At 48.2% G+C, this 24,226-nt stretch carries 21 protein-coding genes; 16 read left to right on the forward strand and 5 right to left on the reverse strand.

Going from position 1 to position 24,226, the window contains the following annotated elements; translation table 11 throughout:
* Positions 1-43: 43 nt before the first annotated feature.
* Positions 44-2,146: a tetratricopeptide repeat-containing sensor histidine kinase gene (locus BACHE_RS01925; protein ID WP_013546014.1), complete on the forward strand. Its 2,103-nt coding sequence runs from the start codon at positions 44-46 to the stop codon at positions 2,144-2,146.
* Positions 2,147-2,229: 83 nt separating this feature from the next.
* Complete coding sequence (locus tag BACHE_RS01930) at positions 2,230-3,528, forward strand: UDP-N-acetylmuramoyl-tripeptide--D-alanyl-D-alanine ligase (RefSeq protein ID WP_013546015.1); 1,299 nt, start codon at positions 2,230-2,232, stop codon at positions 3,526-3,528.
* A gap of 1 nt (position 3,529) precedes the next feature.
* On the opposite strand, the gene BACHE_RS01935 is transcribed toward BACHE_RS01930, so the two are convergent.
* A complete protein-coding gene (locus tag BACHE_RS01935) occupies positions 3,530-3,922 on the reverse strand; it encodes a VanZ family protein (RefSeq protein ID WP_013546016.1) in 393 nt (130 codons plus the stop codon).
* 104 nt (positions 3,923-4,026) lie between these two features.
* Here BACHE_RS01935 and BACHE_RS01940 point away from each other — a divergent pair, with 104 nt between their 5' ends.
* The 10 genes from BACHE_RS01940 (at position 4,027) to BACHE_RS01970 (ending at position 11,750) form a co-directional block, all read left to right on the forward strand.
* Positions 4,027-5,394, forward strand: coding sequence for a sodium-dependent transporter (locus BACHE_RS01940; RefSeq protein WP_013546017.1), 1,368 nt, complete (start codon positions 4,027-4,029; stop codon positions 5,392-5,394).
* A 1-nt stretch (position 5,395) separates the two neighbouring features.
* Positions 5,396-5,560 carry a hypothetical protein gene (locus BACHE_RS18030; protein ID WP_407707857.1) on the forward strand — a complete coding sequence of 55 codons (165 nt, stop codon included), beginning with the start codon at positions 5,396-5,398 and terminating at the stop codon, positions 5,558-5,560.
* Between the two features lie 30 nt (positions 5,561-5,590).
* Positions 5,591-6,355 carry a ComEA family DNA-binding protein gene (locus BACHE_RS01945; RefSeq protein ID WP_407707856.1) on the forward strand — a complete coding sequence of 255 codons (765 nt, stop codon included), beginning with the start codon at positions 5,591-5,593 and terminating at the stop codon, positions 6,353-6,355.
* A gap of 95 nt (positions 6,356-6,450) precedes the next feature.
* On the forward strand, positions 6,451-8,607 hold the full coding sequence (locus BACHE_RS01950) for an alpha-N-acetylglucosaminidase (protein ID WP_013546018.1): 2,157 nt from the start codon (positions 6,451-6,453) through the stop codon (positions 8,605-8,607).
* Between the two features lie 302 nt (positions 8,608-8,909).
* Entirely contained in the window at positions 8,910-9,068 is a 159-nt protein-coding gene (locus BACHE_RS17485) for a hypothetical protein (protein ID WP_187289282.1), read from the forward strand.
* 37 nt (positions 9,069-9,105) lie between these two features.
* A complete protein-coding gene (locus BACHE_RS01955; RefSeq protein WP_013546019.1) occupies positions 9,106-10,098 on the forward strand; it encodes a hypothetical protein in 993 nt (330 codons plus the stop codon).
* 20 nt (positions 10,099-10,118) lie between these two features.
* A complete protein-coding gene (locus BACHE_RS01960; RefSeq protein WP_013546020.1) occupies positions 10,119-10,640 on the forward strand; it encodes a DUF6705 family protein in 522 nt (173 codons plus the stop codon).
* A gap of 1 nt (position 10,641) precedes the next feature.
* Positions 10,642-11,166: a DUF6705 family protein gene (locus tag BACHE_RS01965; RefSeq protein WP_013546021.1), complete on the forward strand. Its 525-nt coding sequence runs from the start codon at positions 10,642-10,644 to the stop codon at positions 11,164-11,166.
* 1 nt (position 11,167) lies between these two features.
* Positions 11,168-11,317, forward strand: a complete 150-nt coding sequence (locus BACHE_RS17490; protein WP_013546022.1) for a DUF6705 family protein — start codon at positions 11,168-11,170, stop codon at positions 11,315-11,317.
* A 118-nt stretch (positions 11,318-11,435) separates the two neighbouring features.
* The gene (locus BACHE_RS01970) at positions 11,436-11,750 is read left to right on the forward strand and encodes a DUF4377 domain-containing protein (protein WP_013546023.1); all 315 of its coding nucleotides are present in this window, start codon (positions 11,436-11,438) and stop codon (positions 11,748-11,750) included.
* 60 nt (positions 11,751-11,810) lie between these two features.
* On the opposite strand, the gene BACHE_RS01975 is transcribed toward BACHE_RS01970, so the two are convergent.
* The gene (locus tag BACHE_RS01975) at positions 11,811-12,479 is read right to left on the reverse strand and encodes an ABC transporter ATP-binding protein (protein WP_013546024.1); all 669 of its coding nucleotides are present in this window, start codon (positions 12,477-12,479) and stop codon (positions 11,811-11,813) included.
* Between the two features lie 166 nt (positions 12,480-12,645).
* Here BACHE_RS01975 and BACHE_RS01980 point away from each other — a divergent pair, with 166 nt between their 5' ends.
* From BACHE_RS01980 to BACHE_RS01990, 3 genes are all read left to right on the forward strand, one after another.
* Positions 12,646-12,882 carry a histidine kinase dimerization/phospho-acceptor domain-containing protein gene (locus BACHE_RS01980; RefSeq protein WP_041579120.1) on the forward strand — a complete coding sequence of 79 codons (237 nt, stop codon included), beginning with the start codon at positions 12,646-12,648 and terminating at the stop codon, positions 12,880-12,882.
* Positions 12,883-12,976: 94 nt separating this feature from the next.
* Entirely contained in the window at positions 12,977-16,231 is a 3,255-nt protein-coding gene (locus BACHE_RS01985) for a SusC/RagA family TonB-linked outer membrane protein (protein ID WP_013546025.1), read from the forward strand.
* A 14-nt stretch (positions 16,232-16,245) separates the two neighbouring features.
* On the forward strand, positions 16,246-17,916 hold the full coding sequence (locus BACHE_RS01990; RefSeq protein WP_013546026.1) for a RagB/SusD family nutrient uptake outer membrane protein: 1,671 nt from the start codon (positions 16,246-16,248) through the stop codon (positions 17,914-17,916).
* A 190-nt stretch (positions 17,917-18,106) separates the two neighbouring features.
* Here BACHE_RS01990 and BACHE_RS01995 read toward each other — a convergent pair whose 3' ends face one another.
* Positions 18,107-18,817, reverse strand: a complete 711-nt coding sequence (locus tag BACHE_RS01995) for a tRNA threonylcarbamoyladenosine dehydratase (RefSeq protein WP_041579122.1) — start codon at positions 18,815-18,817, stop codon at positions 18,107-18,109.
* Between the two features lie 30 nt (positions 18,818-18,847).
* Entirely contained in the window at positions 18,848-20,977 is a 2,130-nt protein-coding gene (locus tag BACHE_RS02000; protein WP_013546028.1) for a cation:proton antiporter domain-containing protein, read from the reverse strand.
* Positions 20,978-21,131: 154 nt separating this feature from the next.
* On the opposite strand from BACHE_RS02000, the gene BACHE_RS02005 reads away from it, so the two are divergent.
* Entirely contained in the window at positions 21,132-22,139 is a 1,008-nt protein-coding gene (locus tag BACHE_RS02005) for an aspartate-semialdehyde dehydrogenase (RefSeq protein ID WP_013546029.1), read from the forward strand.
* 177 nt (positions 22,140-22,316) lie between these two features.
* On the opposite strand, the gene BACHE_RS02010 is transcribed toward BACHE_RS02005, so the two are convergent.
* Positions 22,317-24,212, reverse strand: a complete 1,896-nt coding sequence (locus BACHE_RS02010) for a RagB/SusD family nutrient uptake outer membrane protein (protein WP_013546030.1) — start codon at positions 24,210-24,212, stop codon at positions 22,317-22,319.
* Positions 24,213-24,226: the final 14 nt, after the last annotated feature.

Genomic DNA, 24,226 nt, shown 5'->3' on the forward strand with positions numbered 1-24,226 from the left:
TTCTTTTATAGACTTCTGCAAATGTAAAACAAAAAAGTGGCAGATGATACAAATCATTCACAAAATAAGCTATCTTTGCGAAAAGTTGTATCTGTTTTTTGAAATGAAAACACACTTTCTTCATATATTACGTTGCGCGCTGTGCCTCGTGTTCATCCTGAACTGCAGCGTCGTACTTCATGCTCAGCAGAAGGATGTGGCAAAAGAGTTTGACGTGGACAGCACACTGTACGCTTACTACATGCGTTGCAAGGCTTCCGTAAACGATGCCGCGGTGATGCAGATGTGCGACACCCTGTACCGCATGGCCGGAGAAAAGAGAGATGTGAGGATGCAAGCCGTGGCCCTCTCCACCAAGCTGGACTATCATTATTTTCGGAATGACAAAGACAGCATTGTGTACTACGTCAATGTGGTGAAGAAGTTCGCTGTGGAAACCAATCAACTGAAATATTACTTCTTCGCATGGGGCAAGCGGCTCATCAGCTACGAAATCAAGCAAAGACAATACAACACAGCACTCTACGAAGCCGACAGAATGATGAGGGACGCCGAAGCCCGGAACTATCCCGGCGGAATAGCCAACGGATATAATATCCTGAGCTCCATCTACGAAACAAAAGACCTCTTAAAGCTCGCCGCCGAAAACAAGAAGAAAGAAATAGAGATCATCCAGAAGTACAAGATGGATACCTTCAACCTCTCCTCCGCTTATTCATTCTTAGGCCGCTGTCTGGCCCAACTTGGCGAGACAGACGCGGCGAAGAAAGCGATGGAAGAAGCGGGGAAATGCATAAGGAGCGACGAACAGGAGTTCTATCTGTACAACAGATATGCCATTGTCTATCTCCATTCAGGCGAACATGCCAAAGCATACGAATATATACAGAAGGAGAAGCAGATATTAGACCAGCATAAATTGCAGCCCCAAAGAGAACGTGATTACATAGAGACTCTAAGTGACTACTACATCCGGACGCGTCAATACGAGAAGGCTCTGGAGATTCACAAACTTCCTGCGGAAGCCGTGGAAAACATCAGCCTGAACGTCAACTATCTGGTTAAACAGGCGGAAATCTATCACCACATGGGCAACTTCAAAAAGGCGGCGGACTACTATCAGCTCTATATAAGCAAGAGAGACTCCCTGTACAAGATACAAGAAGACATCACCGCCAGTGAATATGCAGCCATGCTGAATGTAGAAACCCTGAACACCGAAAAGGGAGAATTGCAACAAGAAATACAGAAACGGGAGCTTGCCAACAAGCAACGCATCATCTTCTTCCTCGCCATCCTGTTGGCATTCGGTGGAATCGTCTTGTACAGAGAACGGATGCTCAACAGCAAGCTGCGCCACTCGCAAAGGCAACTGTCTGACAAAAACGGAGAGCTGATGGCTTCGGAAAAGGAGTTGCGGCTCTCGCAAAAGGAACTGCTGCAAGCCAAAGAACTGGCCGAAAAAGCCAGCAATATGAAAACGGAATTCATACAGAGCATGAGCCACGAGATACGTACACCGCTTAATTCCATTGTAGGATTCTCGCAAATCATCAGCAGCATGAGTAAGGACAACGATGACACTAAGGAGTTTGCCGAAATTATAGAACAAGGCAGCAACAACCTGCTGCACTTGGTGGACGATGTACTGGATATTGCCAATCTGGACAGTGGCACAGAGATAGAAACCAACACCGGAGTGGATGCCACTGCCATCTGCCGGCAGTGCGTTGCCGACATAGCTCCCCACCTCAGGCCTTGTGTCAGTCTTAATCTGCATACGGAATCGGAAGAATTCTACTTTTACAGCAATCCGATGCGCCTTTCTCAAATCTTGCTGCATCTGCTGAGGAATGCCGCCAAATTTACCGAAAAGGGAGAAATTATCCTGAAGTGGGCCCAAGACAAGGAGCATATCTTCTTCACCGTCACCGATACGGGTATCGGCATCCCCAAGGACAAGCAGGAATTTGTATTCGAGCGATTCACTAAAATCAACACTTTTGCACAGGGAACCGGACTGGGGCTTTCCATCGGGCGCACCTGTGCCGACCGGATGGGCGGAAGCCTGACACTGGACTCCAGTTATACCGGCGGCTGCCGCTTCGTACTGACATTGCCGTTAAAGCGTGAATCATCATATTAGCCTATTAAAATAGTCTTCTCCAAAAATCAATGTAGCAAATTAAACTCTATCTTTGCGGTCTATTTCTAAACAACAAGAAGATTATGGACATCACTTCTCTCTATCAGATATTCTTAGAATGTACCTGCGTCACCACCGACAGCCGCAACTGTCCGCAAGGCTCACTTTTCATCGCCCTGAAAGGCGCCAACTTCAATGGCAACGCCTTTGCAGCCAAGGCGCTGGAACAAGGCAGCACCTATGCCATGGTGGACGAAGCCCAATACGCACCCGCCGGAAACACACATTATATATTAGTGGACAACTGCCTCCGCACTTTGCAGAAATTAGCCAATTACCATCGTAACCAGCAAGGCACACGCATCATCGGCATTACCGGAACCAATGGCAAAACCACTACGAAAGAGTTGATGGCTGCCGTGCTCTCACAAGGTCACAGTGTGCTCTACACGCAAGGAAACCTGAACAACCACATTGGCGTGCCCCTGACATTGCTGCGTCTGAAAGCCCACCACGACCTTGCCGTCATAGAAATGGGCGCCAGCCACCCCGGTGACATCAGGGAACTTGTAGAGATAACCGAGCCGGATTACGGCATCATCACCAATGTGGGAAAAGCCCACCTGGAAGGTTTCGGTTCCTTCGACGGAGTAATCAAGACCAAGGGAGAACTATATGACTATCTGCGTCGCCGGGGCGACTCCACCATCTTCATCGATCACGACAATCCGTATCTGAAGGAAATAGCCTGGGGGCTGAACATGATTCCTTACGGCACGGAAGACGAACTGTATGTCAATGGCCGCATCACCGGCAATTCTCCTTACCTGACTTTTAAATGGAAAGCCGGCAAAGAAGGTGAACGCCATGAAGTGCAGACGCAACTCATCGGCGAATACAACTTCCCGAATGTTCTGGCAGCCGTTACAATCGGCCGCTTCTTCGGTGTGGAACCTGCAAAAATAGACAAAGCCCTGGCCGAATATGTTCCGCAGAATAACCGTTCGCAGCTTAAAAAGACCGCAGACAACATCCTGATTGTCGATGCATACAATGCCAATCCTACCAGCATGATGGCGGCCATCAGCAATTTCCGCAACATGCAGGCCGAAAACAAGATGCTGATATTGGGAGATATGCGCGAATTAGGGAAAGACAGCGCCGAAGAACATCAGAAGATAGTAGATTATCTGGAGAAATGCGGATTCGGCAATGTCATTCTTGTAGGAGAGCAATTTGCCGCCACCCGGCATGGCTATCTCACCTGTCCCAATGCTTCTGCACTGATCGAGGCATTGCAAAAAGACCGGCCGGCCGGAAAGACTATCCTGATAAAAGGCTCCAATGGAATCAAGTTGGGCACGATAACAGATTTCCTGTAAATCACTTTCCCGCCATCACCGGCCTCAAAATGAAATAAGCAATCAGAGATGCCAACACTGCCCCTGTGGTGTTGGCGGCAAAGTCCAGCCAATCGCCACCGCGATAGGTCGTGCAATATTCCTGCAACAGTTCCACCACTCCGCTGAAGATGACGGGGCAGACCAGCGCGCCCACCCACGCATGCCACAAAGGCTGACCGTCGCGGCGATGCGCCCGCAAGAATTCTATCCACAACATGCCCGACATGCCGAAATACATACAGACATGTACCACCTTATCTATGCCCGGAATTGTATTCAGTTCCGTTGTAGGCGGTTTGAAGAATGAGAGATAAATCACTGCAAGGATAATGCAGAGTGACAAAGGGTATTTCTTGATGATATAATACAACATACGGCTAAATAACAAACGATTTGTATGCAAAAGTACGGAATGTTTTCTATATTTGCGCTTCCTTGTAAGCATTAATAACGAATTGTACGAAAAAACCACGGTTTATGACAAGAAATGACAGAGCCAACTTCGGGAGCAAAATAGGTGTAATTCTTGCTTCGGCAGGTTCGGCAGTCGGTTTGGGCAACATCTGGAGATTTCCTTTTGAAACGGGCAACCACGGGGGAGCCGCATTCATCCTTATCTATCTGGCATGCGTGCTTATACTGGGAATCCCCATCATGATTGCCGAATTCCTAATCGGCCGACATTCGCGCGCCAACACAGCGGGAGCCTATCAAAAGTTAGCTCCCGGCACACTGTGGCGCTGGATAGGACGTATGGGAGTGCTGACCGGATTCCTGATACTCGGATACTATTCGGTAGTGGCCGGATGGACGCTTGAGTTCATCGGAGAGGCTGCCGCCAACGGCTTTGCCGGAAAATCGGCCGCCGACTTCATCTCTTCCTTCAACAGCTTTGTAGGCAATCCGTGGCGGCCTGTACTCTGGATGGTACTGTTCTTGCTCGCCACGCACTTCATCATTGTGAAAGGCGTGGAGAAGGGAATCGAGAAATCCGCCAAAATCATGATGCCCATGCTTTTCATCTTGCTGATAATCCTTGCCGTGTGCTCTGTCTCACTGCCCGGAGCAGGCGCGGGCATTGAGTTCCTGTTGAAGCCCGACTTCAGCAAAGTGGACGGCAATGTACTGTTAGGAGCCATGGGGCAGGCGTTCTTTTCGCTGAGTTTGGGGATGGGATGCCTTTGCACGTATGCATCTTATTTCAGGAGCGACACCAACCTCTCCAAGACTTCATTCAACGTTGCCGCCATCGACACGTTAGTGGCGGTATTGGCAGGCTTCATCATCTTCCCCGCCGCCTTTTCCGTAGGCATTCAGCCGGATGCAGGTCCAAGCCTGCTATTCATCACATTGCCCAATGTCTTCCAGCAAGCATTCGGCGGAGTCCCTTGGCTGGCTGTCCTGCTGTCTGTGATGTTCTACGTCCTGTTGGCATTGGCAGCATTGACCTCTACCATCTCCCTGCACGAAGTAGCCACAGCCTATCTGCACGAAGAGTTTGACTTTACACGTGGCAAAGCCGCAAAGTTAGTCACGGCGGGATGCATCTTCCTGGGAGCATTAAGTTCGCTCTCTTTAGGAGCCGGCAAGGAGTACACGATATTCGGCATGACCCTGTTCGACCTCTTTGATTTCGTGACCGCCAAAATCATGCTGCCCACAGGCGGATTCTTCATAGCCATCTTCACCGGCTGGTATCTGGACAAGAAGATTGTATGGGAGGAAATCAGCAATGACGGAACACTGAAAGTACATATATACAGGCTGCTGCTGTTCATTCTGAAATTCATCGCCCCGATAGGCATTGCAATTATATTCATCAACGAACTGGGCCTGTTGAGATAGAGTGAGAACACGAATCCCGTTCGGAGACTTCCTTTACTTCTCGCGAGGCGAGAGACGCGGCATACTGGTTCTGACAGCCATCATTGTCTTGGTATTCTTTGCCGGATATTACCATTCTTACCAAAGGAAACGACAGGCAGCCGGCAAAGAAGACCTCCGCAAATAGACCACCGCCATCGCGGAATATCAATCTTTCATGGCCTCCGTACAGAAAGAAAAGAAACGGCAGCAACAACCTTCTCACAAAGGCAACACCGCATGGAGGGCGGCTGTCACGCCGTTCCCCTTCAATCCCAACACGGCCGACTCCACTACCTTCCGTCGCTTAGGCCTGCCGGATTGGATGACACGGAACATCCTGCGCTACCGCAGCCGGGGAGGCAAGTTCCGCAAAGCGGAAGATTTCAAGAAGATATACGGACTGACGGAAAAGCAATATCTGGCACTTCTTCCCTGCCTCCGTATCGCAGAGGAAGACTTGACGAGGGAAATGCCCCGTCCTCTGTATGCCGCACCTGCAACAGAAAGCCTCATCGGAAACCGGCAGGCGGAGAATTATAAATATCCTCCCGGAACCGTCATCAACCTGAACCGTGCCGACACCGCAGAACTGAAAAAAATACCGGGTATCGGCAGCAACATCGCCCGCCTGATTGCAAGCTATCGCCAACGTTTAGGCGGATTCTGCCGGATTGAGCAGTTGCAGGAAATCCGTCTGAACTATCAGCAACTGCAACCGTGGTTTCACATAGACAGCAGGGAACTCCGCCGCATCAACCTGAACCGCGCCGGTATAGAGGGGCTGCGCAGCCATCCATACATCAACTTCTATCAAGCCAAAGCATTTGTGGAGTACCGGAAGAAAAAAGGTGTGCTCTGCAGCCTCAAACCGTTTGCCCTTTACGAAGAGTTCTCAGAAACAGATTTGGAAAGAATCAGTCCTTACGTCTGTTTTGAGTAACCTGTTATCGTATTCTACCATATTTTATATATTTTTGCAAAAAGCGAAGAAAAGGCGTTCGGTACAGATCATTACAAACTATAAAGACTATAATTATGAAGAAACAGATTCTTTTCCTGTTGCTGCTGACAAGCATCCACATCCATGCAACCTCGCCCATACAAGGCTTGCTGGAGCGTATCGACAAAGGGGCATCACGGAAATTCGTCATCGAACAAGTGAAGTCGGACAAGGACTTCTTTGAGCTGGACCGGCAGAAAGGCAAAGTCGTGGTCCGTGGCAACAACTACGTCAGCATAGCCACGGGCATCAACTGGTATCTGAAATACCATGCGGGGATTCATTTGTGCTGGAACAACATGCAGGCCAAACTTCCCGACAGCCTTCCCCCCGTTCCTGAAAAGGAACGGCACGACACCGACCTGAAGTACAGATACAACCTGAACTACTGCACCTATTCGTACACCATGGCTTTCTGGGATTGGGAGCGATGGGAAAAAGAGATAGACTGGATGGCGCTGCATGGCATCAACCTGCCTCTAAGCATTGTAGGAACGGGAAGCGTATGGCGCAATGTACTTTCCCGGTTAGGTTACAGCAAAGAAGAAGTCAATGAATTTGTGGCAGGCCCCGCCTTCCAGGCATGGTGGCTGATGAACAACCTTGAAGGCTGGGGCGGGCCTAATCCCGACCAATGGTACAGCCATCAGGAACAGCTACAGAAACGCATACTGAAGCGCATGCGTGAATACGGCATAGAACCGGTGCTTCCCGGCTATTCGGGCATGATTCCCGCCAACGCCAAAGAGAAATTAGGACTCGACGTCGCCGATCCGGGAAAATGGTGCGGCTACCGCAGGCCGGCTTTTCTGCAACCTTCCGACAAGAATTTCCGCCGCATCGCCCGCCTCTACTACAAGGAGATGACCCGGCTCTACGGAAAGGCAAACTATTACAGCATGGACCCCTTCCACGAAGGCGGAAACACGAAAGGCGTAGATCTTGACGCTGCCGGAAAGAGCATACGCGATGCGATGAAGGAAGCCAATCCCCAAGCGGTGTGGGTGGCTCAGGCATGGGGAGCATGCCCCTACGACAACATGATAAAAAATCTGCCGGAGGGCGACATGATAGTGCTCGACCTCTACTCGGAAAGCCGTCCCCAATGGGGCGACCCTGCATCCGCCTGGTATCGCAAGCAAGGTTTCGGCCGGCACGGATGGATCTACTGCATGCTGCTGAACTTCGGCGGCAACGTAGGCTTGTACGGCAAGATGGAACATGTGATCGATGAATTCTACAAAGCAAGAGAGAGTGCCTTTGGCGGCACGCTGCAAGGTGTAGGCCTCACCATGGAAGGCTCTGAAAACAATCCCGTGATGTACGAACTGCTGTGCGAACTGCCGTGGCACGGGCGGCGCATCTCCAAAGACCAGTGGCTGAAAAGCTACCTCAAGGCACGCTATGGCAAAACCACCCCGCAAACAGTTGAAGCCTGGCTGAAACTGAGCAACACCATCTACAACAGTCCCAACGCCTCCACACAGCAGGGAACGCACGAATCCGTATTCTGCGCCCGCCCGTCACTGGAAGCATATCAGGTTTCCTCCTGGTCGGAAATGAAAGATTACTATGCACCGGCCGACATCATCCGCGCGGCCGGCAAAATGATAGAAGCCGCCGAAGAATTTCGCGGGAACAATAATTTCGAGTACGACCTGATAGACGTGGTTCGCCAGGCCGTTGCCGAAAAAGGAAGGCTGGTTTACCCCATCGTAGTCAGCGCCTACAAGGCAGCCGACAAACAACTGTTTGAAGCAGCTTCCGCCCGCTTCCTCGAACTGATAGAACTACAAGACAAACTGCTGGGCACGCGCAGAGAGTTCAGGCTGGGCACATGGACAAACTATGCCCGCAACATGGGTGAAACAGATGCGCAAAAAGACCTGTACGAATGGAATGCACGCGTGCAAATCACCACCTGGGGCAACCGCACAGCCGCCAACGAAGGAGGCCTGCACGACTATGCGCACAAGGAATGGAACGGATTGCTGCGCGACTTCTACTACATGCGCTGGAAAGCCTATTTTGACGAACTCCGCAGCACACTGAACGGCAACGCTCCGAAAGAGACAGATTTCTATACACTGGAAGAAAACTGGGCCGGACAGCACAATCCGTACTCCGCAGAGCCTGAAGGGGATGCCACGGACATTGCCAAGGAAGTATATGGCAAAATAACAGACAAGTAATCGCACCTATATATCCAGCGTGCTGCATCTATATATCGGGCGTGCTGCATCTATAGATGCAGCAAACTGGATATATAGATGCAGCAAGCCCGATATATAGCACGACTTTCCGCATCATACCCATACCATAAAAATAACATTCGGACTTAGCACCCTGCACAGAATCCCTTCCATAACGTATGTTAAATATTTATTCAAAAGGTCATGTTTTATGAAACATATCCTTATATTGTAAAAAAAAGCCAGATAAACTTCCCAAAGACTTTCTATACCAAGAAAAACAATTCAAGCCCTACATCGACATGAAAAACAAATTAACGTTATTATCTCTATTTGCCGCCTTCCTGTTGTGCTGCACAGAGCAGGAATCAGACATCGGTAACGAAACCGAAAGATTTTTCAATACGTCCGGAGCCGAGCACCGGCTCAGCCTGATAGCCGATCGGTTGAAACAAAAGTAAGGATACTACAACCTACCGGATACTTACCCGACAGATTATGACGCGCACCATAAACGACCGTGTAGAGCAAAACTGGATGTTCGACTACTTCACAATCTATGCATTACAGAAAAAACCGGCAAGCGGACTCTCCATTGTACCGGAACTGCCCTTGGCTTCTACCCGTTCGATCAGTGGAACGATCACCGAGCACTGCAACCATATTATATCGTATGCCGGAGAATATGAAACCGATCAAGGATATTATTGCTGGTATGAAGTCGATATTTATTGCATAGCCGAAAACTTCGATGTGTTTAAACCGGGGGGAGGCGGCAGCAGCGCATTTGGGAACGGTTATATGGAAAATGATTACTACGGTGGTGGAGGAGGAAACAACTCTGCCAAACAGAACGAAGACAGATCACCCTGCAATGCGGCAAACCAATTGTCAAATGACGCCGCATTCAAGGCTAAAGCAAACAGTCTGTTCAATGCAACAAAAAACTATCGTACCGGCGACACCGAGAACGGATGGATAAAGACCACAACGAAACAATACATATCTCCATCAGAAAGGACTGCAAAAAGCATGAAATACCCCGACCTGACCGGCAAGAAGATTACAGAAGAGTATCACAGCCATCCCACCGGTTCATGCATTCCATCTTTTGCAGACTTGAAAGTCTTGGCTACGAGATATAAGAAAGGGCAAATAGATGTGGCAAACTTCTCTTATGGGGTAATCAGTAGTATGGGATGTTTCACGATGGTGATTACGTCGGAAGAAGCATTCAAGGGCTTTGCGGAAAAAATACTGTATGATCCTAAAATAAAGATAGCTTATAATAAGATGCACGAAATAGAGAATACTAATGGCGTTGATACGGCTATAGCCAAATTCATAGACTTTTTAAAAAAAGCGGTTTCAGGCTTAGATGTATTATTTAGTGCTGCATCCTATGACAATAACGGAGATGCCGCTTTAAGCAATTGGCAAGCCAAGGATAGTAACGGAAGTGCAGGTATTTCAAACTATAATTGCAATTAACCAACTAAATGAAAATGATTATGAAACGAATTTGTATGATTTTAGTCTTTGTACTTGCTTGTATAGAAGTATTTTCTCAAGCAAATTATGATGCTTTTGTAGGAACATGGGTGTATCAGAAGAATGATACGGTATTTAGGATTAAATTGCAAAAAGGTACAATGGAATTTGGAACAATGGGAGATGTACCCGGAATCTTTGGAGGATATTATCTCAGCGTAAAAGGAGTTGTGAAGGAAGATTACATTAAAACAATGCCGACAACATGGGATGCCGGTGTTTCTGCTCCATCAGGTAATATCTATATTGATGGATTTAGTATTACTCCTAATTATTTAGGCTTTACCTTTTATGACCAACGCAAGCAGCATATAAACGGTACGGGGATACCGGGTGGAAAAATGAGACTTATTGCCCCTAATAAGCTGCATTGGGAATTGAATGAGGAAGAAGGTCTATGGGCCATACTGGAAGGATCGGGTGAAGATATGACACCCAGAGGATTCTCTGTACCTGCCGATGTTATAATGACTAAAGAATGAGATGAAACGAATTAGTGCGATTTTAATCCTTGTATTTGCTTGTATAGAAGTATTCTCTCAAGCAAATTATGATGCTTTTGTAGGAACATGGGTGTATCAGAAGAATGATACGGTATTTAGGATTAAATTGCAAAAAGGTATTGTAAAAACTTCCATAGCGGCTTATAGTAATGTTTTTGGCGGTTATTATCTTTGCGTAAAAGGAATAGTCAAGGAAAACTATATAAAAACGTTACCGACTATATGGGATGTTAAGATGTCCACTTCTGCTCCTTCATATAATATATATATTGATGCCTCCAGTAATACTCCTAATTACTTAGGTTTCACATTCTACGACCAACGCAAAAAGCATATAAATGGTAAAGGAATACCGGGTGGAAAAATGAGACTTATTGCTCCTAATAAGCTTCATTGGACATTGGATGAAGAAGATGGTCTATGGGCCATACTGGAAGGATCGGGTGAAGATATGACACCCAGAGGATTCTCTGTACCTGCCGATGTTATAATGACTAAAGAATGAGATGAAACGAATTAGTGCGATTTTAATCCTTGTATTTGCTTGTATAGAAGTATTTTCTCAAGCAAATTATGATGTTTTTGTAGGAACATGGGTGTATCAGAAGAATGATACGGTATTTAATGCATCACCCTGCGCAAAAGGTTCTCTATAAAACATGTTAAATATTTATTCAAAAGGTCATGTTTTATGAAATATCTCCTTATATTGTAAAAAAATCTTCCGCATAAGATTTCAATGCAATATAAACCTTCTAAATCATCAATTGTATTATGAAAAAACTTTTATTCTTATTTCTAAATGCTCTTGTGCTGACAATTATGGGATGTGGCAATGACGCTGTTCCTAAGGACGAAGCGTGGGATAGTGAACGTACTATTATCATCGCCTCAAAAAAGTTGTTTGGAGTAGTTCCTAACATTGAGCACCATGTATGCGATTCATTGTATGCTGTCAAGAATGCTTCGAGCGATGAAGAATGGAAAGCTTTCTCAGTCGAAATAGAAAACTTTGACTATCAACCCGGTTATGAGTATGTTTTAAAACTGAACATTCATCACGTGAGGTTGTTTCAAGACGGAATCTGAAAAACTACCCAAAGATTTTCTATATTAAAAAAAAGGTTTGAGTAACTGAAAAACACGATATTATGAGACTAATGTCGGCTCTGTTATATTCCCATCCAGCAAATGTATAGTACGATCCGTTGTCTGTGCCAACCCTTCATCGTGCGTCACGATGACAAAAGTTTGCCCGAAGCGGTTGCGCAAATCAAAGAAAAGGCGGTGCAGTTCTTCTTTATTATGCGTGTCAAGGCTGCCCGAAGGTTCATCCGCCAACACCACGGCAGGATGGTTGATTAACGCACGGGCCACGGCCACACGTTGCTTCTCACCTCCGGACAATTCGTTAGGCTTATGCGAAGCCCTGTCCGCAAGCCCCATAAATTCAAGGATTTCCGTGGCAGCCACCTTCGCCTCCTGCTGTCCCTTCCCGGCAATGAAGGCCGGTATCATCACATTCTCCAAAGCCGTGAACTCGGGCAGCAGTTGGTGAAACTGAAAGACGAAGCCGATGTGCCGGTTGCGGAATGCGGAAAGCTGCTTTTCACCCATACGGTTTACCGACGTATCATTGATAGTCACCAAACCGCTGTCCGGCATGTCCAGTGTGCCCATAATCTGCAACAAGGTGGTTTTCCCCGCGCCGCTGGGCCCGACAATGCTGACTATCTCTCCCTTTTCTATCTTCAGGCTGATGCCGCGCAGCACCTGCAAGCTTCCAAAACTTTTCGCAATATTGTCCAACTGAATCATAATCTGCCTAATTAAACTTTTTGTCACCTATATTGAGGGCAAAAGTATGGAAATATTCGGCAGAACGCACTTATCTCATTGCATTACTGTGTTAATTTTTACTATATACAGTATTCTTCTTAAAGTTTATTAATACATTTGCACCAACAAAACATAAGCAAACAGCATGGATAATACACCTGACTACCAACAATTAGAACAAAAGTTGGAGAAGGCTAAGCAAACTGCCTTCGGGACCAACATGGGCCATGATATAAGGACTCCTCTAAATGCCATTACCGGCTTTGCAAGACTGATGCCCGAAAGTGGCGACAAGGCATCGAAAAGCTTCAACGCTTATAAACCGAAACCCATCAACAGAAACGCTTTGAAAGAGCGAATCACAAGATTGCCCGGACGATAAACAGATCAAGATAACAACTGGAAGCGACATTGACCTCATTCAATGTCCGGGCCTCCTTTATTATTAAATAATCAGAGACTATAAAAACATAAATATGTATAAAAGAACTTTTAGCCTGTTGGCATTACTCCTACTCTTGGTGGGGCAAAGCATCCGGGCACAGATTACGGAGTGCAAAGGCATAGTCCGTTCGGCAGAAGATAACCAACCGATTGTCGGAGCCTTAGTAAAAGTAGTAGGAACTACCGATGGAGGCATCACCGACTTGGAAGGACGGTTCTACATCAAGAACCTTTCATCCGGCAGCTCTCTCCGGCTGCAAGCGTCCTCAATAGGCTACAAGACTCAAGAGATACCTCTGAAAGCCTACAATGAAATCGTAATGCAGGCCGAGAACCAGATGCTGGACGAAGTGGTGATAGTGGCCTACGGAAATTCCTCCAAGAAAGCCCTGACGGGTGCGGTGGCACAAATCAATGAAAAGGCATTGCGATCGCGTGCGCTTACCACTCCACTCAGCGCCCTTGAAGGAGCAGCCCCCGGTGTGCAGATAGCCAACAACATGGGTGACATGAACCATCCGGGGTTCAGCATGACCATCCGCGGGCTGGGCTCCGTGAACGGCAGTTCCGCCCCACTGATTGTGCTGGACGGACTGGTACTGGAATACAGCGATGTGTTCAGTGACATCAATCCCAACGACATTGCCAGCATCAGTGTATTGAAAGATGCCTCTGCCACCGCCCTCTATGGTAACCGAGCCGCCAACGGTGTTGTCCTCATTACCACCAAAACAGGTAAGGGCGACCGCCTCAGCGTGGAAGCCAACATCAAGCAGGGCACTTACAGCCGCGGACTTCCCGGCTATGAGAAAATGGGTGTGAAAGACTGGATGGAAACCTACTGGAAAGCTACCCAACGCAGCTATATGGTTGATAAAAACATGACGGCAGCCGATGCCGCAGCCACTACCACCGCCAATCTGGTGAAGAATATGGGTGTCAATGTCTTTGACCGCGCCGATGCTGAAGTGTTTGACGGAAATGGAAACCTGGTTGCCAACATGCTGCCAAGCTATAACGATACCGACTGGATGGATGCCATCACCCGCAACGGCTACCGCCAGGAATACAACGTCAGCGCCAGCGCCGCAACGGAGAAATACGACTTCTACGCATCGGCAGGCTATCTGAGCGAGAACGGGTACATCAAGACTACCGACATGAACCGCACCACGGCACGGCTGAAAGCGAACTTCCGCCCCAACAGTTGGTTCAAGGGAGGCATCAACCTGTCCGGCAACGTGTCCGAGGGCAGCTATCTGGACTATTCGACAGACGGCTTTACAAGCGTAAAGAACCCATTTGTCACGCTGGAACGCATGGCGCCCATCTACTCCTATTACGCCCACAACGAAGACGGAAGCCTTGTTTTGGGCAGTGACGGAAATCCGACCTACAACCTGAACCAAGCCTACCTGGGCAACCGGAACATCATCTACGAGATGTACAACAATGTGCACAAAGCCAAACGTACCACATTGAACGGCGATGTATATGGCACTATCTCTTTCCTGAAGGATTTCAACTTCACCGTTCGCGGCAACCTCTATTCTTTTGCCAACAACAAGCGCGAATATCAAAACGCGGTGAGTGGTGAAGGCATGAATACCGGCATTCTCACCCGTTCGTTCTCCAACTTCAAGCAAATGCGCTTTACCGAGGAGCTGAACTGGGCGCACGATTTTGACAAGCACCATATAGACGCTTTCCTTGCGCATGAAGCCTACAAGCTACACCTTGAAAGCGACAACGCCATTAAAATGGGACAGAAGATGGATATGGTATTTCCTGAGCTGAGCAACTTCAATACCGCAAACACTGTATCCGGCGGCGAGTCGGAATATACCACCGAAAGCTATCTGATGCGCGCCCGCTACAACTATGCCGACACCTACTTTGCCGAAGCCTCTTTCCGTCGCGACGGCTCGTCACGCTTTTACAACCCTTGGGGCAACTTCTGGTCCGTAGGAGCCGCCTGGCTGATAAGCAACGAAGCCTTTATGCAACCCGTCACCGCCGTCAACTCTCTGAAGCTGCGTGCTTCTTACGGTGAAACGGGTAATGACGAAATATCAAATACCAGCACAAACTTCTACCCTTATCAGGCCATCTACGGCGGATATACCGTGGGATATGGAGGCTTCGGAGCATTGACCGTAAAGCAGAACTACAACGAGGCACTTACGTGGGAGAAGAACGCCACTTTTGATGTGGCCGTAGAAGCCCGCCTGTTCAACCGGCTGAATGTAACGTTAGAATACTATGACCGCCAGTCCAAGAATCTGCTGTTCAGCGTCTTCAATCCCTTGTCCGCCGGAGCCACCGACATATATTTTGCCAGTGGCGGCACTAATACCGGCATGTCCGTGGTAAACCGCAATGTAGGCAATGTATCCAACCGCGGCTGGGAGTTGGCCGTCAATGCAGATGTATTGACACAGAAAGACTGGAAATGGAACGTAGGCGTAAACCTTACCCTGCCAAGCAACAAAATCACCACACTGCCCGGTCACACAGACATAGCCAACGGAATACAGCGTTTCTCCGAGGGACACAGCATCTATGAGTTCTACATGACCCAATGGGCAGGAGTGGACCAAGCCAACGGACGGGGAGTTTACATTGCCGACCCGGAACAAGCCACCGAAACCAACCTGGCAAAAGGAAACATCTTCCAACTGGACAACGGCGAATACTATACCTACAATGCCACTTATGGCAAGGAAGACTGGTCCGGCTCCGCCCTGCCCGACTGCTACGGCAGCATCAGCAGTGAACTGAACTACAAAGACTTCACCCTGTCATTGCTGGGCACATGGTCCATCGGAGGTAAGATATTCGACAGCAATTATGCCTGGCTGGCCCTGTTCAACACAGACAAGTACAGCGCCCTGCACAAAGACCTGCTTAACGCATGGACAGCAGCCCCCGCAGGCATCACGGAAGAAAGCACCTCGGCCTCCCGCATCGATGCCAACGGCACTCCGCGTATAGACATATCAAAAGAAGCCGCCTATTTCGCCACCACTTCCAGCCCCTCCAGCACCCGCTTCTTAGTGGATGCCGGCTACTTCTGCATGAAGAACATCAGCCTGCAATACCGCGTGCCACAAAGCCTGGTTCAGCGTATGGGCATTCAAGGCCTCAGCTTCACCGGAAGCGTGGAGAATGCCTTCACCCTGACAGCCCGCAAGGGACTGAACCCTCAGTACGGCTTCAGCGGAACCCAGGCGGTGACCTACGTTCCGGCACGCGTATTCTCTATCTCAGCCAACATCAAATTCTAAAAAACGAAACAGCAATGAAAAAGATATATTACCTTTTATTGTCGGTCTGCCTCACCACCGCCTGCCAAAGCGACTGGCTGACACAGAACCCCACTACCGGCGGCAGCGCCGGAGAAATCAACGGATTCGTTGACAATGCCAAGCTGGCCATCAACGGCATGGCACGCACCATGTACATGCAAATGGCGGCAGGTACAGGTTACAATGGCGAAGCTACCGTAATGTCTTATATAGGCGAGTGCGTGGGGCGTGACTTCATCTACACCCGTTACGAATCCGGCTTTAAGAACGGAGAAAACGGAGTGTTCAACACCCAGAACACAGCCCGTTGGGACTACGTGCCCTGGACCTATTACTACACCTTGATAATGAACGGCAATACCTTGCTGGAAAATATCGACCAAGCTGCCGGAGACGACAACCAACGGAAGTTTCTGAAAGCGCAGATCCTGACTTTCAGGGCGCATGCTTACAGCCGGTTGATAGAGATGTACTGCGATGCATGGGACGTCAGCAACCAAGGAGCCGCCGACGGCGTGGTGCTTCGTCTGGACACATCGAACGGAAGCCAACCGCTATCCTCGCTCGCCGACTGCTACACTCAGGTCTATCAGGACTTGAAAGATGCAATCAATCTCTATACCGAAAGCGGGCTGACACTGAAGGAAGTCTATAACATGGCAGACGTGACCACCATCCAGCTACCCGATGCCGCCGTGGCACATGCCGTGTATGCCCGCGCCGCACTCAACAAGGAAGACTACGCCACCGCACTGGAACAAGCCAAACTGGCACGCACAGGGCATCCGCTGATGACCGTTGCCCAATACAAAAGCGGCTTCAACGCCGCCAACGATGAATGGCTTTGGGGAGCCTTTGCCAACGAAAGCGACAATATAGGCTATTATGCTTTCCAAACTTTCATGGCATACAACGGCTCGGATGCCATGAATTATTACCGTGCCCCGGTTGCCAACCGTGAGCTGATAGACGACTTCCCTGACACGGACATCCGCAAGGGACTGTTTATCCACAAAGGCATTTATTGCGGAGAGGGCGAAGACGCGGCAAGCCTGAACTTTACGGACGATGCCAACTTAGGCATGTTCAGGTGTGTCAACCGCACCACCTTGGCCATCAATAAGGAAGATGCCAGCTATCCTGCCTATGCGCGTACCAGAGCCTATGCCGCCGACTTTGCCGAGGCCAACGGCGGATACAGCATATCCGCCCGCATCATCTTCCCCTACACGGCACTGAAGTTCTCCACACCCAGCAACGGTACAGCCTACAACGCCGGTTGCGTGCCCTTTATCCGTTCCTCCGAAATGGTGCTGATAGAAGCGGAGGCCAATTACTTCCTCGACCATGCAGAGGCTGCGCAAGCCAACCTGATAGAGTTGAACAAGACTTCCGGCCGTGACCCCGAATATACCTGCACACTGACGGGCGAAGCCCTGTTCAATGAGATAGTACGCTACCGCCGCCTCGAACTATGGGGCGAAGGGCATAGCTGGTTCGACTGCAAGCGCTGGCATCAGCCGGTGGTTCGCACCTCTTTGCAGAATGGCGGTTCGTTCATCTCCACCATATCGGGCACGCTCGGCGCCAATGCCGATGACACCTTCTGGAAATGGATAATCCCGGCAAATGAGACGGACTACAATGAAGCAATAGGAAAGTAGGACATCGATAGACAATACAGTGTTTATCAGGAAGCTGCCACTTTATTTCTCTTAATGAGGATAAAGTGGCGGTTTTTTGTGCCAATATAGTGGCAGTACACTGCCGGTAAAGCATTATTGCGGCATTGATAAGGGACGCTTCAGCATTAATAAGAATATCAGGGCGGGGCAAGAGGATGCCGTGCAGGCACTACAATCTCTTAATCACGTACTCCGCCAAATAGCAGCCAAAGACGGCAGGCATATAGCTTATCGTGCCGCAGGTGGATTTCTTATTCATCTCGTCTTCGGTCAGGATAACGGCGTTGGGGTCTGCCTGCTCCGTACTGAACACTACCGGCAGCTTGCGCTTGATGCCCATCTTCTGGAGCCGCTTGCGCACCGCCTTGCTCAATCCGCAGTGATAGGTATCCCAAATGTCGGCAAAACGCACTTGCGTGATGTCGCTCTTTGCCCCTGCTCCCATACTCGACACTATCCTGATGCGGCGTTTCATCGCCTCCGCTATCAGGTGGCACTTCGGAGCAAGCGTATCAATGGCATCCACCACAAAATCATACGCATCCGCATCGAGCAACTCAGGGATGTTTTCATCTTTCAGGAACACGGGCAGCACCCGGAGTTGCACCTCCGGATTTATATCCCTGAAACGTGCCTCCAGAATTTCCGCCTTCTGCCTACCCATCGTGGAATGCAAGGCAGGCAATTGGCGATTGATGTTGGAAGGCTGCACCGTATCGGCATCCACAATTGTCATCCGTCCCACCCCGGCACGGCATATCATCTCGGCGGCATAAGCGCCTACCCCACCCAGTCCCACAACAAGTACGTGCGCCCGGTGCAGGCGTTCCATTTTCTCATCTCCCAGCAAGAGCCGGGTTCTCTGTTTCCAATCTCCCATCTTCAAGTCACTAACCGTTAATTACTAAGTTCAGTTCTTCCCGAACCATTTATAGAACCACTTGCCCACCTTCTCGTAATGTTGCGATTCATTGTTTCCGCGAGGATTGGAGAAAGACACCGCATCCTGAGGTTCACCAAGTTGATCGGGATACAAGACAATCAAACTGTTGTTTGCAAAATACTTGCTGATCTGCCCCGGCAGCTTCTCAAAAGAGCTGTCATAAGAAATGGATCCCCGGCGCGCGCTGATTATCACCAGCAAATGATCATAATTCACTTGCCCCGTCAGCAGCAACAAGTCTCCCCAATCATCCAGACGTGAAAAGTCTGTAAGGGTTTGTCCGTATTTCTTCTTCACCAGCGCCTGCAGGTGAGCCGTGGTTTCTTCATTGGCAAAAAAGTGCAGGCGGCAACCCAAAGTCCCCCCCAAACGGCAGAAATGTTCCAGCCACTTCTGGAAGCCTGCCTCGTATTCCGCCTTGGGAGGCACTGCGACGATTACCCGCCTTATCGTATTGATAGGCATCAGTAATTTGGTAACCATCACCTCCCGGTGCAAGCCTTTCAGCAGATTCTCCGTAAGCATGCCGAAGAATGAATCCACGATATTGATCCTGCGGTGCAGGCCTATGATGACATCCGTAACCTCATACTCCTTGGCCGTATGGATAATGCCGGAGGCGATGTTCATGTCGTAACGGGTAATCTGCCTTAACGGAACATCCGCCGAAGCCGTTATCATGGCAGCCATCTCCAAATGTCGCTTGCCCCTAAGCTCCGCAACTTCCGAACTGCCGTCGTCGTTGATGACATTCAGGGCCAGCAGATTATCCTTCTGCTTCGGATCACGTATCACCAAAGACAAGTTCATCAGATCTTCAATCGTATCGGGATTGGCCACGGGAATCAGTATCCTCTCCCCTTCCGCAGAACGGTTCTCCTCCAGATGCGCCTCGTCCATGGCTATCTTACGTGCAGCGCGTTCGGTGATGAAAGAGCTCACGATGCAAGTCACAAGAATCAGCAGAACCGTACCGTTCAAAACATCATCATTCAACAGCCGTTCCCCGCCGGGCAGGATAATGTTATACCCCACCAATACGGCCGCCAGGGTCGCTGCAGCCTGTGCATTACTCAATCCATACATCAGCTCGCGCTCTACACCCCCCATCCCATAAATCTTCTGAGTCAGCCAGCAGGCAATCCATTTTCCCGTCAGCGCCACGGCAATCATCACAGCCGCCACCTTCAAGGCATCGCCGCGACCGAAAATCACGTGCAAGTCTATCAGCATTCCCACACCGATCAGGAAGTACGGAATGAAAAGCGCATTGCCCACAAACTCCAGATGATTCATCAGGGGGGAGACATGCGGAATAAGACGGTTCAGCACCAATCCGGCAAGGAAAGCACCCAGAATTCCTTCCATTCCCACAAATTCCATCAAACCGGCTCCCAGAAACACCATGGCAAGCACAAAGATAAACTGCATCACATTGTCATCATATCGCCGGAAAAACCAACGTCCTATACGCGGAAAGGAATATACGATCAAAACACCCAGGAATATGACTTTGACTACCAGCCAAATCCAGAACAAGCCATCGGACTCTCCTTTGAAGAGCCCTCCCACCACGGCCAATACCAGCAAGGTGAGTGTGTCCGTTACGGCCGTACCTCCCACAGCGATACTGACACTGCGATGCCTCGACACACCATAACGAATGACAATGGGATAAGCCACCAGCGTATGCGAAGCATACATACTGGCCAGCAATATGGAAGTCACCACGCCATACTTCAACAATGCCATGTTTGTGACCATGCCTATGCCTATCGGAACGATAAAAGCCAGCAGGCCCAGTACCAGCGCCTTCCCACGGTTTTGTTTGAAGTCCCCCATGTTCATCTCCAATCCGGCAAGGAACATGATGTAATACAGTCCCACCTTTCCAAAAAGCTCGAAACTGCTATCGCGCACCAGGATATTGAATCCATGCTCCCCGATCACCAATCCTGCCAGTATCATGCCGATGATATGAGGAATACGGAGCTTGTTCAATAATATAGGGGCAAACAATATGATGAGCAATACAAGGAGAAATATCCAAGTAGGGTCGGTAACCGGAAGTTTCAGGCTGAAGTCAAACCAATCCATAGGCTGCAAATTTTAGGTATTTGAGCGCAAAATAACGAAAAAGTTTTCACTTTATGCGGTGCTATACAGCAATTTGTTATAAATTTGCAGGCAATTCTATCTTTACAGAGATAGTATGTACCATTTTATAAACCCTATTAAAACAAAAAGAAAAATGAAAGTAGCTATTGTTGGAGCAAGCGGAGCCGTGGGACAAGAATTCCTGCGAGTGCTCGATGAAAGGAATTTCCCGTTGGATGAGTTAGTATTGTTCGGCTCTAAACGCAGTGCCGGTACTAAATATGCCTTCCGCGGTAAACAGATCGAGGTTAAACTCTTGCAACACAACGATGACTTTAAAGGGGTAGATGTCGCTTTCACTTCCGCAGGCGCAAGTACCTCTAAGGAGTTTGCCGAAACCATCACCAAACACGGAGCCGTGATGATTGACAACTCCAGCGCTTTCCGTATGGATGCCGACGTGCCCTTGGTTGTACCCGAAATGAATGCCGCCGACTCGAAAGACCGTCCGCGCGGCATCATCGCCAACCCCAACTGCACTACCATCCAGATGGTAGTGGCACTGAAAGCCATCGAACAGCTTTCTCACATAAAAACCGTACACGTGTCCACCTATCAGGCAGCCAGCGGTGCGGGTGCGGCCGCCATGGACGAACTGTATGAACAATACCGCCAGGTATTGGCAGGCGAACCTGTAAAAGTAGAAAAGTTCGCTTACCAACTGGCCTTCAATCTGATTCCCCAAGTTGACGTTTTCACCGAAAACGGATACACCAAGGAAGAGATGAAGATGTTCAATGAGACTCGTAAGATTATGCACTCCGACATCAAGGTCAGTGCAACTTGCGTACGTGTTCCGGCATTGCGCTCACACTCCGAAAGCATCTGGGTAGAGACAGAGCGTCCCATTTCCGTAGAAGAAGCGCGTGAGGCATTTGCAAAGGGAGAAGGTCTTGTATTGATGGACAATCCGGCAGAAAAAGAATATCCGATGCCGCTGTTCCTTGCAGGCAAAGACCCCGTTTATGTAGGCCGTATTCGTAAGGACCTCACTAACGATAATGGACTGACTTTCTGGATTGTAGGTGACCAAATCAAGAAGGGTGCTGCACTGAATGCAGTGCAAATTGCAGAATATCTGGTGAAAGAGAAAGCACTGTAATAGAAGAGTAAAAACGTCATATTATAATTGGTGAAATGGTGTCTTGGGCTTCAAGACACCATTTCATATTTTGAATCATAGTTTTTTAGTAAATTAAATGACTCAATATATATATTTAAACATGGTAAAAGCAGGTGTGCATCACGACAACACACACCTTACTAATCAATACATTAATTACCATCCTGGATTTTGCGTCAATTTATACTTATTACCGTTCTTATCTTTATAGGTCACAATCTGACTATTTGGAATAGCACGCAAATAATAACGCTCTGAGTCTAACTCACCTTTCTTAAATATGCGAATATTCTTTTGATTCAAATACCAGATAAAGCCCTGAGAAGGATTGGCATTTGTCGGATCTGCCGGATCAAATAGATGTACACCGCTTTGACCGGTCTTAATACCCGGGTAATCTGCTACCTTTATATATGCACCGAGGAAAGTCTTATCAGGATTACCTGACTCATCCTCAGAATTCAGGTACTCATACTTAGCCCAACGGCGAAGATCTTCACCACGACGACCTTCCATAATTAATTCCATACGACGTTCACGGCGAATTTCCCAAAGAATAGGATCAACATCCGTATCACGAGCCGGATCATTTATCGTCACACCTTTTACAGTCAGATTGCTTCCGCTTAAAGTCACAACAGGCATACTACGTTCAACTAACGGCTTTTCGCCCCATTTAGTTAATTTACGGCCGCGAAGTTTGTTAATCGACTTGTCCAAATCTGATTGCGCAAAAGCAGTACCACCCACTTTACTTATTTCGTAACGTGCTTCCACATAATTAAGGAGAACTTCCGCATAGCGAATAGTCGGAGCATCTGCAGGACTATAGATATTTTTCGTATAAGGAGAACCTTCCGCATACCATTGTTCATTTAAGAATTTTTTTGGAGCATAACCAGTAGGTGATGCAGCCATGGGGCTAAGTCCTGAGTTGAAGATACGCAAGCTATCTACCAATGTCTGGTACAATCTCGGATCACGATTTTGGAATGTATTCTCTATACTTGGATTTTCAGCACCTTTATAGAGAGGAGACTGTCCAATAGGCAAACCGTCACTACAAAGGTAACTCTCAACTGCATTTTCAGTAACACTACCCAACTCATTCAGATTTTCAGCAGCGTTGTATGACATCAATGCATTGCCTTGTACGCCGTAAGTATATTCACGATAGAAAATCACTTCCGGATTGCCCGCTAAGTCATCTGTAGAGAAAATGGCATTATAATCATTTCCAACTCCAAATTTACTATTTCCCATCACAACTTCCGCTCCATCGATCGCACCTTGAAAGAATGCTTTCAAGTCAGCATCAGATACCTTTTGTGACTCCGGTCCAACGGTAGTACCATGATATTTCAGCCAAGTAGCATGATACAACATATCACGTGACATATAAGCAGCTACTACATATTTGTTAACCTGACGCTTAGTATCGTCAACACGCACATTTGTCAATGCATATTGATAATCTTCCAGTATCTTTTGAGCAACAGTCAGGTACGAGTCACGATCCTTATAAAGTTCTTCTTCATCTTTAAACGGATCAAGCACTCTATCTATATAGGGCACTCCACCATAAAGCTTCGTCATTGTACTATAAGCCATGGCACGGAAATAACGCGCTATACCTGTCCAATGATTCTTGGCTTCATCAGATATACTCATACCTTTAATTTTCTCGATCATGACATTAGCTTTATACACTACATCAAAGCCCGCACTCCAAGGATTTGTTTTTTCAGTTCCTTCTGCATTCGAGTCAGTAGTAGCTGACGTCGGGAAGTTACGATAACCACCTCCAAGGGTTAAAAAATCATCTGTGAAGTTATCACCGGAAAAGTATCCACCAAAAATGGTATAGTCAGTTCCATAACCAGTATAATAGCTTGAATAGAAATCCTGCGCATACGTGCGCAAAGACGTTTCATTTAACCAATATGTATCATTGGTTTGTTTGTTCTGCGGATCCCTGTCAAGAAAGTCCTCACAACCAGTAAAAGTTACCAGTAACAGGGCACAACTGATATATAATATGTTTTTCTTCATAATCTGTATGTTAT

The organism is Bacteroides helcogenes P 36-108 (assembly GCF_000186225.1).
GTDB lineage: Bacteria > Bacteroidota > Bacteroidia > Bacteroidales > Bacteroidaceae > Bacteroides > Bacteroides helcogenes.